The 12210-nt window shown below is 61.3% G+C and carries 10 protein-coding genes; 1 reads left to right on the top strand and 9 read right to left on the bottom strand.

Features of this window, described 5'->3' with window-relative positions; genetic code table 11:
• Positions 1 to 61: 61 nt before the first annotated feature.
• The 5 genes from KHO30_RS39660 to ansP form a co-directional block, all read right to left on the bottom strand.
• Positions 62 to 337 (bottom strand): ElaB/YgaM/YqjD family protein, encoded by a 276-nt coding sequence (locus KHO30_RS39660; protein ID WP_093635343.1) that lies wholly within the window; start codon positions 335 to 337, stop codon positions 62 to 64.
• Positions 338 to 418: 81 nt separating this feature from the next.
• Positions 419 to 1249: a transglutaminase family protein gene (locus KHO30_RS23160; RefSeq protein WP_093635342.1), complete on the bottom strand. Its 831-nt coding sequence runs from the start codon at positions 1247 to 1249 to the stop codon at positions 419 to 421.
• Between the two features lie 8 nt (positions 1250 to 1257).
• Positions 1258 to 2199, bottom strand: coding sequence for an alpha-E domain-containing protein (locus tag KHO30_RS23155; RefSeq protein ID WP_093635341.1), 942 nt, complete (start codon positions 2197 to 2199; stop codon positions 1258 to 1260).
• Between the two features lie 94 nt (positions 2200 to 2293).
• Entirely contained in the window at positions 2294 to 3709 is a 1416-nt protein-coding gene (locus tag KHO30_RS23150; protein ID WP_093635340.1) for a circularly permuted type 2 ATP-grasp protein, read from the bottom strand.
• 99 nt (positions 3710 to 3808) lie between these two features.
• Positions 3809 to 5305, bottom strand: coding sequence for an L-asparagine permease (gene ansP / locus KHO30_RS23145; protein WP_200621249.1), 1497 nt, complete (start codon positions 5303 to 5305; stop codon positions 3809 to 3811).
• 342 nt (positions 5306 to 5647) lie between these two features.
• Here ansP and KHO30_RS23140 point away from each other — a divergent pair, with 342 nt between their 5' ends.
• Positions 5648 to 6601 (top strand): LysR substrate-binding domain-containing protein, encoded by a 954-nt coding sequence (locus KHO30_RS23140; RefSeq protein WP_093635338.1) that lies wholly within the window; start codon positions 5648 to 5650, stop codon positions 6599 to 6601.
• A 17-nt stretch (positions 6602 to 6618) separates the two neighbouring features.
• Here the strand turns inward: KHO30_RS23140 and KHO30_RS23135 are convergent, their stop codons facing one another.
• The 4 genes from KHO30_RS23135 to KHO30_RS23120 form a co-directional block, all read right to left on the bottom strand.
• On the bottom strand, positions 6619 to 7314 hold the full coding sequence (locus tag KHO30_RS23135; RefSeq protein ID WP_200653162.1) for a P-loop NTPase family protein: 696 nt from the start codon (positions 7312 to 7314) through the stop codon (positions 6619 to 6621).
• Between the two features lie 185 nt (positions 7315 to 7499).
• Complete coding sequence (locus tag KHO30_RS23130) at positions 7500 to 9317, bottom strand: bifunctional protein-serine/threonine kinase/phosphatase (RefSeq protein WP_211702462.1); 1818 nt, start codon at positions 9315 to 9317, stop codon at positions 7500 to 7502.
• A complete protein-coding gene (locus KHO30_RS23125) occupies positions 9318 to 10760 on the bottom strand; it encodes an APC family permease (protein WP_211702461.1) in 1443 nt (480 codons plus the stop codon).
• 80 nt (positions 10761 to 10840) lie between these two features.
• A complete protein-coding gene (locus KHO30_RS23120) occupies positions 10841 to 12202 on the bottom strand; it encodes an FMN-binding glutamate synthase family protein (RefSeq protein WP_211702460.1) in 1362 nt (453 codons plus the stop codon).
• Positions 12203 to 12210 lie beyond the last annotated feature (8 nt).

Below are 12210 nucleotides of genomic sequence, written 5' to 3'. Positions count from 1 at the left end.
CCGGTCGCCCTGTCAATCATCAGGGCGACCGGACGCATGGATGTGCCGGTGCCCCGCCGGACTATTTTCGACCGATCAACAAACCAATCAGCACGCCGACACCCAGGGCCACACCGGCCGTCGTCCACGGACGGTCATGCGCATAGTCGTTGGCAGCCCGGGCAGACTTGCGCCCCGTCTCGATGACGATGACCTGCGCATCGGCCGCCTTCTGTTTCGCGCGCTTAAGACGCGCGCGCACCTTGCCGGACACCGGCTCCGCGTCCACGCTGGAAGCGTGTGCGACGTTTTCCGACGAGCCATTGATGTCGCTCACTGCGCTACCGACATTTGACATACTGCCTCCCTGCAAGCGTGGTTAAGAACATCTACGCATCCCTTATCAGCGCGACCGCTGATAAGGCGTTGAATCGGTCCGTCAGCCTTGACTTTGACTCTGGCTTTGACCCGGGACCGGCAAAACGCTGAGTTCGACAGTCAGCGTCTCAGCACCCTGCCCGGTGCGAATACCGGATACGGGCATCGCGTCGCGATAGTCAAGGCCGGTGGCGATGCGCACATAGCGCTCGTCCGGACACGTATTGTTGGCCGCATCGAAGCCGACCCAACCGAGTCCGTCGAGGTACGCCTCCGCCCATGCGTGGCTCGCCGCCTGCATCGCGACACCGTCCATCAGCAGATAGCCCGAGACGTAGCGGGCCGGGATGTGGAGCGCTCGCGCCACGGCGATAAAAACGTGCGCGTGGTCCTGACAAACACCGTGGCGGTTGAGCAAGGCCGTCTCTGCATCGGTGCTTACATCGGTCATGCCGGGCTGATAAGCGATCCGGTCGTGGATCGTATTCATCAACGCATGCAGCGACTGCAGCGGTGCGTCTTCGGTGTGCAGGTCAGCGGCAAGCGCCTTGATTCGTTCGCCGGCCCGCGTCAGCGGCGTCTCCCGCTCGAAGACCCAAGGCGGGGCAATACCATCGACCACGCCGAAGATGCCGGCCCGGTCTTCCGTGTCGATCGTTCCCTGCGCCACGATGACGATCTCGCGCTTGTTGCGCTCGTGCCGCACGAAATCGACACGGTTACCCAGACCATCCACGTAAGAGACGTTCGGCTCGACACCGTCGACCGTGACCTGCCAATCGATCACCGTCTGCCCGGGGCACGACTGCGGACGCAACCTCAGGCGTTGCAACGCGTAAGGGACCGGCTGCTCGTACTGATAGTGCGATGTGTGACGAATAGCGATGCGCATGGCCGGTCTCAATCGAAGTTGTAGGTTTCGGCGATTTCAAAACCAAGCCGGTTGTTCTGCCCGATGAAGCCCTCGAGAAACTCGTGCAGGCCCTGCGCAAAGATCTGCTTGACCGTGTTGTCCCGAAGCGTGGCGAGCGTAATGTCGGCGGTCTTATGACAGGCATGGGTGAAGCCATAGTCGTGCGCCAGATACGCGAGGTTCTCGACGATGTTCAGGTAGCAGAAGTTCAGCGAGCGCGGCATGCGGCCGTTGAGGATCAGATAGTCGGCGATATTGGTCGGCTTGTACTGGACGTCGTAGACCCAGCGGTAGGATCGATGCGCGTCGACCGAGCGCAGGATCGATTCCCACTGGTAGTTGTCGAGCGTCGTGCCCACATAGGACACCGCGGGCAGCAACAGGTGGTATTTGACGTCGAGAATGCGCGCGGTGTTGTCAGCGCGTTCGATAAACGTGCCGATGCGGGCGAAATCGAAAATCTCGTTTCTGAGCATCGTGCCGTGGAAAGTGCCGCGAATCAGCGCGGTCTGGCGCTTGATCTGATCGAGGACGACCGGCAGCTCGCTCGCCGCCACCGGCGTTGCCAGCACACGCCTGACCACCATCCACGCTTCGTTCACGCTCTCCCACGCCTCGCGGGTGAGCGCCGTGCGCACCATACGGGCATTCGAGCGCGCCGCTTCGATGCACGACAGGACGCTCGACGGATTGTGGCCGTCGCGCAGCAGATAGTCGGAAACGGTGGCGGCGGTATAGGCGTCGTGTTTCTCCCGGAAACCCTCTTCCGTGCCGGAGGTCACCACCACGGACGACCAGGTTGCTTGAGCATCGGACGTTCGGGTCAGCGCCATGCGCAGCCCGGCGTCGACTATCCGTGCGATGTTTTCCGCGCGTTCGATATAGCGGTGCATCCAGTAGAGTCCGCTTGCTGTGCGTCCGAGAAGCATGTGCTGTCCAATTCCAGTGTCTGTTCTTTTCCGTGTGCCAGCTCTGTATCAGGCTGGCGTTCTGCGAGGCTCGCCACCGGCCGTCAGTCGGCCCTCAGTCAGCCAATACCCAAGTGTCCTTGGTGCCGCCGCCCTGGCTCGAATTGACCACCAGCGAGCCTTCTTTCAAGGCGACGCGCGTCAGACCGCCCGGCGTGATGCGAATGCGGTCCGACACCAGCACAAAGGGCCGCAGATCCACGTGGCGCGGCGCGAGACCCTTTTCGGTCAGGATCGGTGTGGTCGACAACGCGAGCGTTGGTTGCGCGATGTAGTTGTTCGGACGGGTTTTGAGCTTGGCTGCGAAATCTTCCCGTTCCTTCTTCGACGCCGCGGGCCCGACGAGCATGCCGTAACCACCCGACCCGTGGACTTCCTTCACCACCAGTTCCTCGAGATGCTCCAGCACGTATTTCAGGCTGCCCGGCTCGGAACAGCGCCAGGTCGGCACGTTCTCGAGGATCGATTTGCGGCCCGTGTAGAACTCGACGATTTCCGGCATATAGGAATAGATCGCCTTGTCGTCGGCGATGCCGGTGCCCGGTGCGTTGGCGATCGTGATGTTGCCCGCGCGGTAGACGTCCATGATGCCGGCGACGCCAAGCACGGAATCGGGCCGGAAAGTCAGCGGATCGAGATAGGCGTCATCGAGCCGGCGATACAGCACGTCGATAGCGCGGAATCCTTCGGTTGTGCGCATCGCCACGCGGCCGTCCACGACCTGCAGATCGCTGCCCTCGACCAGATGAACCCCCATCTGGTCGGCGAGGAACGCATGCTCGTAGTACGCGGAGTTGTGGATGCCGGGCGTCAGCACCGCGATGGTCGGATTGTCCTGATTGCCGCCGGGCGGACATACAGCGGCAAGCGACTCGCGCAGCAGCTGGGGATAGGCTTCGACCGGCCGCACCTTGACCTGCTGAAACAGCTCGGGGAAAAGCTGCATCATCGTCTCGCGGTTCTCCAGCATGTAGGAGACACCGGAGGGTGTACGCGCATTGTCTTCCAGCACGTAGAACTGGTTTTCGGCCGTGCGCACGATGTCCACGCCGATGATGTGCGTGTAGACGTTGCCCGGCGGCCGGAAGCCGATCATCTCCGGCAGAAAGGCCTCGTTCTGGGCAATCAGTTCCTTCGGGATACGCCCGGCGCGCACGATCTCCTGACGATGATAGATATCGTCGAGAAAGGCGTTGAGGGCGATCACGCGCTGTTCGATGCCTTGTGAAAGACGTGTCCATTCCTGACTGGAAATGATGCGCGGGATGATGTCGAACGGAATCAGACGCTCGGCCGCCTCTTCTTCGCCGTACACGGCAAACGTAATGCCCGTCTTGCGGAACACGCTTTCCGCGTCATCGGCCTTCTGCGCGAGATTCGCAGGATGCTGCGTATCGAGCCATTGCTTGAGCAGTTCATAAGGCGCGCGGACCCCGTCAGCGGACGTCAGCATCTCATCGAATGGCTTCACTTCGGTTCTCCGTCGTTATTGCGGTTGTTGCTGTCGTTACTGTTGTTGTCGATGCAATAGGGAGGAGCTGCGCGCCGCATCAGCCCGCACCAGCCAGCATTAGCCCGCGTTGTCCTCGAGCACGCTCTGAGTCAGGGTGACCGACGGGATCGTCGGCTTCATCATCGCATGCGCGCGGCGGCGCACCCCATACCAGCCGGCAACCAGGATCAGGGCCACGACCGGAATCGCAGCAACGGTCCACGTGCCGTTCGGATAGTCGAATGCCATCAATACCAGCACCCCCACCAGAAACGCCAGCGTCAGCCAGGACGTCACCGGCGCGCCGGGCATTCTGAACGTCACCGGCTCAGCCTCACCACGCGCCACCGCCTGACGGAACTTCATCTGGCAAACCACGATGAACCCCCAGGTGCTGAGAATACCAAGCGACGCCACGTTAAGCACGATTTCAAATACACTCGACGGCACGAAATAGTTCAGCACGACACCCACGATGTAAATCGCGACCGTGACCAGAATGCCGGCGTACGGCACCGACTGTGAGCTCATGCGGGACAGGAAATGTGGCGCGGAGCCGCCCATCGACAGCGCGCGCAACACCCGCCCGGTCGAATACAGTCCCGAGTTCAGGCTCGACAGCGCCGCCGAGAGCACGACGACATTCATGACCGAGCCGACACCCGGCACGCCGAGCGCGGCGAAAAACGTGACGAACGGGCTCTGCCCCGCCTTGTAGGCACTCCAAGGCAACAGACAAACCAGCAATACAACAGCGCCCACATAGAACACGGCGATCCGCCAGATCACGCTGTTGATGGCGCGCGGCAGCACCTTGCGCGCGTCCTTGCATTCGCCCGCCGCCGTGCCGACCAGCTCGACACCGGCGAACGCGAACACCACGCCCTGCACGAGCACCAGCGCAGGCAGCAAACCATGCGGAAACAGCCCACCGTTCTCGCTGATCAGGTGCACGCCCGTGCTGTGCCCGCCAACGTGCGTCCCGGTACCCAGAATGATCGAGCCGATTACGAGGAACAGCGAGATTGCCGCAACCTTGATGAGCGCGAACCAGAACTCCATTTCGGCAAACCATTTCACGCCGATCAGGTTCATCGCCGCAACGATGCAAAGCGCAATCAGTGCGAAGATCCATTGCGGCACGGATGAGAATGCCGCCCAGTAATGCATGTACAGCGCGACGGCAGTGATGTCGACGATACCGGTCATCGCCCAGTTCAGAAAGTACATCCAGCCGGCGACATACGAGGCTTTTTCACCGAGAAACTCCCGGGCGTACGACACGAAGCTGCCGCTGCTCGGCCGATGCATCACCAACTCACCCAGCGCGCGCAGGATCAGAAACGAGAAGACGCCACAGACCAGATAGACGACGGCAAGCGAAGGACCCGCTATTTGCAGACGCGCGCCCGCGCCGAGAAAGAGGCCCGTGCCGATCGCGCCGCCAATGGCAATCATCTGAACCTGACGATTACCCAACGTTTTGTGATATCCCGCTTCGTGCGACTCCAGCCAGCTTTTCTTATCTACGTCGCCAGGGGATGCCGGGGAATTCTGGTTGTGCAATGTGGACATAATCAGTTCGATCCTTTTAACGCGGGCACTTGACTTCGCAATCCCGGGAACATATACGGAAGGATGTATGCGCGATGGCGCATCGATTAGGCTACAAATCAACAACTGACATTTCAGAACGATCGTTCGTTTTTCGCGCCGGACCAAGGGCAGTTTGTATCAGGTCACCGAGGGCAGGCAGACAAAAGGTATGTAGCCCAATTTATGGCGGCAACGCTCATGCATATTTCGACTAACACCTATCGAAAAAAAACATCGGTATTCTTGCAATGAGGAACGGTAGGCTAGCGTTGCCGCGTCGCACAGGCGCGGTTGTCGATTGACCCAACACAAGTGATCAATATGGAAGCAAAGTGGTTGGAAGACTTTCTTAGCCTTTCGGATACGAAGAGTTTCTCCCGGTCGGCGCGCAGCCGGAATCTCACCCAGTCAGCTTTCAGTAGACGGATCGTGGCGCTCGAAACGTGGATGGGCACGAAGCTCGTCGATCGCAGCGTCAACCCGATCACCCTCACGCCCGCGGGCCGGATGTTTCGCAGTCTTGCGGCGGACATCCTCCGCAGCATGCATGCGGCGCGCAACCTGGTAGGCGGGTATGAACAGTTCGCCGAAAACGACCATGTGGTTCATTTCGCGGTTGCCCATACCCTTGTCTTTACGCTTTTTCCCGACTGGCTCAAGCGCCTGACCAGCGAGTTCGGCCACATCATGGCCCGGGTTCAGGCCGTCAACGTACCCGAGGGTGTGCAACACCTCGTGGCAGGCGACTGCGACCTGCTAATCGGCTATCACCACCCGCAATTGCCGATCGCGCTCGATCCAAATCACTTTCCATTCCTTACATTGGGTGTCGAGCGCATCGTGCCGGTCTCGGCAGCAGGCAGCGACGGCAAGCCTCTCTTCGAACTCCCTGGCAAGAGCAGCAGGCCGCTGCCCCTGCTCGCCTATTCATCCGGTGCATTCCTTGGCAACGTTGTCGAAATGCTGTTGATGAACGCGACGCAACCGTACTCGCTGTTCCGCTGCTTTGAGACCCACATGTCGGAAGCGTTAAAAGGCATGGTGGTAGCCGGCCACGGAATCGGCTGGCTACCGGAGAGCTGTATCACCAAAGAGTTAAGCGAAGGAAATCTGGTTCGCGCAGGCTCGGACACTTGGGCGACTGAGCTGGAGATACGCCTGTACCGCCCGGTGAAGGAGCGTGGCAAAGCGGCCGAACAGCTTTGGGCTTTCATCAGCTCCGAGCTGGTCGAGCCGCGGGTGGATCAGTTACCGGACATCCTGACCGCGGCGTGAAGCCGGCCGAGACGCAGCTATAAGGCGAGCTTGGCCAATTCACCATAAGCGCGATGTAGCCACACCTTGACGCGTTGCCGCTCGAGCATACCCAGGCCGGCGGCGGCTCGGTCGGGATGATTGATGGCTGCCCAGAAGCTTGCGCTTTGCCGATCGATCTTCTGCATCGTCGCGTCGGGCAGACGGCGCAGCGTGATCACGCTCGCGCCGAGCGCTTCGGCACGCGCGAGTTCACCGGATGCCTCCAGAATCTCGAAGCGGTCACCGCGAAGTTCGTTCAATACGATCACCAGCTTGATCCGTCCACCAAACTGGTCGAGCCACTGCCGCAGCAGATCGACCGAATCGCGGCCTGCGTCCATGACGTGCCACCAGGTCAGCGTTAGACCGTGCTCTTCGGCAAGACCGATGACGTCCGCGTCGTCCAGCCATTGTCCGAGGGACTGCTGCGTTTGCGCGGCAAGATCGACCAGAACACGCCGCTGCGGATCTTCGAGTGCCTGTTCGATAATGGGATCCAGGCTGTCGTGCTGATCGAGTACTGCTGGAGCGGCGAAATCGGCATAGAAGCGCAACAAGGCGCCATGTGATTTATCGGTGTCGAAGCCGACGAACTGAATATTCTCGTCGATAAAGTACTGGGCCAAAACGCGGGCGACCAGCGATTTGCCGACGCCGCCCTTCTCGCCGCCAATAAAGTGGATGAAGCTCATCTGTGCAGATCCTTTGTCATGAAGCCGGCTAGGTCGAAAGCAGAAAGTATCAGATTTAGAAGGCGGAATTGCGACTTAGTCTACAGGGACAAATATTCGACAATAGCTCAGCCGGTCGGCAATTTTTCTACGGGCAGGATACCTTATCAAGTGATCTGTTACGGGGGCTGCGTCGCCGGCCCCGCTCAATGCCGCATCAACGACCACAGCAACAACGCCAGCAACAGCACCACGACCACCTGCCAGAACAGCACCGGATCGCTCTCGAGCAAAGGCTTGCGCCGGATCGGCGCCATCGCGTCCCGACCGCTCGAAAAACGTTCGAGATCGGCGCAGACTTCGAGCACGTCCTGATACCTACGCACCGGATCGGGTTGCAGCGCTTTCTCCAGCACCAGGTCGAGCCATAGCGGCGCGTCCGGCCGGTACTGATAGAGCGGCACACGGCCATTGAAGCCGTAGGGCAGCTTGCCGCCGCTGAACAACCGGTACAGAGTCACGCCAAACGCGAACACCTCGGAGCGCGCATCGCCCAGCGCGCCCTTCATCAACTCAGGCGCCATATAAGCGGGTGAGCCCGGTGCGACGTCGGGACCCGGCAACTGCATGCCCGGCATATAACCGAAGCCGAGATCGAGCAGGCGCGTGCTATCGCCCCACATCACCAGCACGTTCTCGGGTTTGATATCGCGATGGAAGATATTGCGGCGATTCAGCACGTCGATCGAATGACCCAACTGTCGCGCGATCTTGAGCGCACGTGGCAGCGCCATGGGCTGAGGCGCCGCCAGCAGTTTTTCGAGCGTGACACCTGAGCCGAGCGGCATCACCACATAGAGCCGGGTTTGCCGGTCGGCATCGATCGGCATCGGCGCGAGCACGCCGTCGTCGCTGATCTTGCCGGCCAGCCAGCGCTCGCGCACGATCGACTGCCGCACGTTCTCGTCCTGCTCGACACGCGGCTTGGGAAACTTGAGCGCCAGCGGCGTGTTCGGATCGGCCAGATCGTAGCCGGCGAAAATCCGCGAATAGAAGCCATCGCTCAACACGCTCTTGAGCAGATATCCGTCGATCACTTCACCGGCGTCGGGCACCGCCGGAATCGGCAAGGTGCCGACCACCCGCTCAAGGTAACCGACATCGAGCAAAGGCAGGCCGCCCACATCGAGCACCGCGCTCGTCACGTCGTCCTGCGAGCCGCGCGTCATCGCTAGCGCATTGAGCCGGCGTGCCGTTTCGAGCGCACCGCCGCGCGCCGCCAGCACTGTCTGCAGCTCGCGCATCGGCACGCGGCGATAGAGTCCGTCGGAGCACATCAGCAGGCGGTCGCCCTCGTGCAGCTCAAGCGTTTCGATGCGCGTCACCAGTGTCGGAAGCATGCCGACCGCATGCGCCACATAAGAACCGAAGGCGACCGGCACCACGTCGTCGTCACCGAGCTGGGTCAGTTGGCCATCGCGCAGCAGATAGAGCCGCACATCGCCGGCCGCGACCAGATACGCGGTAGCGCGGCGCACGATCAGCGCCGCAAAGGACGCGGACATTTGCTTCAGCGCAGGGTCGACGCGGCCGATCTGATGCAGCCAGCCGTGTATTGCCTCGAGCGCGCGCGCAGCGGCGACGCCGGGCTGCAAGGTGTCGGCGAGCCCGTAATAGGCATCGATAAAGGTCCGTACCGAGAGTTCGGCCGCGACCCGGCCGCCCCTGCTGCCGCTCACGCCATCGGCGAGAGCGATCACGCTGCCACGCGCGGCGCGCTCCGCCAGATCGCCGAGCATCACGCCGACATAGTCTTCGTTGATGTGATCCTGCCCGCGGGCGCGGGCAGGGAAAGAAACACAACCGATCTCGAGCGCGGCGCACTCGCCGCGCTCCGGCCTCAATTGCAGATCGATTTCCTGGCCGTCCATTCCGCGACCGCTAGTGGGCCTTCCCTCTGGATCGTCTGGCACCTGGCTGGTGTTCGGTGCGGGCAAGCTATCCTGGGAGAAGGGTTCATTCATTTACTTTTTGCCGTGGGTCATCACGTCGCTTGTTTCCAGATCGTGCTCGATCTTCTCGAGCACCTGCGGCGAGCGCTTCTTGAGCATCAACAACCAGACCGCGCCAACCAGCATATACGCAACGAACAGATACGGCAGGATGTTATACGGATAATCGGGCACCGGATACACGCTGCCGATCACCGCGCCGACCATCGCCAGTGCGCCGAGCACACCCCACACGACGTTGCTCGTCTTGAGCTCGCCCTGCTTCTTCAGATAAACCGGTGCCGCGATGGCGACCAGGAAATACACGACCAGGAAGCCAAACGTCGCAAACGTACTGGTATAGCCGAAGGTGTTGAGCGGACCCGTGCCGAGCATCGCGATACACACCACAAAGGTCACGATGGAGGAAAACGCAACGGCAATGTACGGCGTCTGGTGCGTGCGGTGCACCATGCCCATCGAGCGGTGCACGAATTGATAGCGGCCCATCGAATACAGCAGGCGGCTGGACGAGTTGATACACGCAAGCACGCATGAGAACGCGCTGACCGAGGCGATCAGATAAAACACCGGACCGAGCGGCGAGGCGCCGACGCTCGTGAGCAAGGTGCTGAGCACGGCAGAATCGCCGCCGAGCTTGGCTGCGTCGTCGTGGTAGGCAATCGTCATCGAATAGGCCACAAACATGAAGAACAGGCCCGACAGGATCACGCACCAGACCACCGCACGCGGAATGACGCGCAGCGGGTTCCTGGTTTCCTGGCCGAGCGAGGCCGCGCTCTCGAAACCCACGTACGAGAAGATGCCGAGCACCATGCCCTGTGCCATACCCTTACCGCTCACACCCTGCAGCCCAAGTTGCGTATGGTCGATGATATGGTCCGGATGCAGTGCGAGCACGTAGATCAGCACGCCGCCCACGATCACCACCGAAGCGGCTTCGATGGCAAGCGACAGACGCGAGGAAAGCTTCACGTCACGCGCCGAGAAGAACCAGGCGAGGCCGACAAAGATGGTGTAGACCGCCCACGACGGGATATTGATACCCCAGGCCGTAAAAGCGTTCTGCACGAACACCACGCCTGCGGCGCCAACCCCCATTGCCGTGCCCACATAAGCCGCGATCAATCCCCAGCCGGCAATGCCACCTGCCATCGGCCCAAGCGCGCGCGAGATATAGATAAAGAACGAACCGGCCGATGCGATTCGGCTCGAGAGCGCGATGATGCTCATGCTCACCAGCAGCAGCCCGAGCGTCGAAAGACCATAAATCAACCATGTCCCCGCACCTGCCAGCGCCGCGATCGCGGTCACGTTGATCGATGGCGTGAAAGTTGGTGAAAGGTTCGCGATGGATTGACCGATGACCTCGGGAAAACCTAGCGTGCCGGCACGCAGACCGCCGGATGGTACCGATGCTGGTGCTGCTTGCGTGGTGCTTTGCGGAGTGCTCATGTCGGGCTCCTGATAGAGGGGTGAATCAAGGTTGAATGCACTCAACTTTTCCACAGTCAAAAATCTCAAAACAACTCAATTCATGGGGTCCATCCAGGAATCCACGAAGTACCCGCGAGCGGAATACGCGCCATTGCCGCGGCCTCGACCGTCAACGCGACCAGATCCTCCGGTTCGAGGTGATGGACGTTCTGCTTGCCGCACGCTCGCGCGATCGTCGTCAGTTCCATGTTCAGCGTCTTCAGGTAGTTGCGCACGCGGCGCGAACCTTCATCGGGCTGCACACGTTGTTCGAGCACCGCGTCCTGGGTGGTCACGCCGACCGGGCACTTGCCCGTGTGGCAGTGATGGCAGAAACCCGGCGACGTGTTCAGCGCCGCGTAGTCCCCTTCCGCCGAATGCAATGTGCCGTTCTGAAAGTACGTATCGCTGTTGCAGCCGAGCGCCATCAGCATGCCCTGCCCGATCGCCACCGCATCCGCGCCGAGTGCCAGTGCCTTCGCTACGTCGGCACCGGTGCGGATGCCGCCCGAGACGATCAGTTGCACCTGGCCTTTCATATTCAGATCTTCGAGCGCGTCCACCGCCTGGCGAACCGCGGCCAGCGTCGGAATACCGACGTTCTCGATGAAGCAGGTCTGCGTCGCCGCCGTGCCGCCCTGCATCCCGTCGATCACCACCACGTCCGCACCCGCATGCACCGCGAGCTTGACGTCGTTGAACGTGCGGGTTGCGCCGACCTTCACGTAGATCGGTTTTTCCCAATCGGTGATTTCGCGCAGTTCCTGAATCTTGATCGCCAGATCGTCCGGGCCGGTCCAGTCCGGGTGACGGCTCGCCGAACGCTGATCGACGCCGGCCGGCAAGGTGCGCATCGAGGCGACACGCGGATTGACCTTCTGCCCGAGCAGCATGCCGCCGCCGCCCGGTTTCGCGCCCTGGCCGATCACGATTTCGATCGCATCGGCGCGGCGCACGTCGTCCGGGTTGAAGCCGTAGCGCGACGGCAGGCACTGATAGACCAGCGTCTTCGACGAGCGGCGCTCCTCCTGCGTCATGCCGCCGTCGCCGGTGGTGGTCGAGGTGCCCATCGCGGTCGCGGCCTGCCCGAGCGCTTCTTTCACGTTCGCGGAGAGCGCGCCGAAGCTCATGCCGGCAATCGTGATCGGAATATCCAGCACCACCGGCTTTTTAGCGAAGCGCGTGCCGAGAACGGTCTGCGTCGCGCATTTCTCGCGATACCCTTCGAGCGGATAGCGCGACAGCGACGCGCCGAGAAACAGCAGATCGTCGAAATGCGGCACACGGCGTTTCGCGCCCAGACCGCGAATTTCGTAGAGGCCGCGCTGCGCGGCCGAGTGGATATAGTCGATCGTCTTGCGGTCGTAGCCTTGCGACTCTTCCTGCTGCAAGCGGACGAATTGAACGGATTTGGCTTCCATGGGGGCCT

It is taken from the genome of Paraburkholderia aspalathi (assembly GCF_905220735.1).
Classification (GTDB): domain Bacteria; phylum Pseudomonadota; class Gammaproteobacteria; order Burkholderiales; family Burkholderiaceae; genus Paraburkholderia; species Paraburkholderia aspalathi.
The sequence above is the reverse complement of the archived record's forward strand: the minus strand, read 5'-3'. Positions and strand labels throughout refer to the sequence as shown.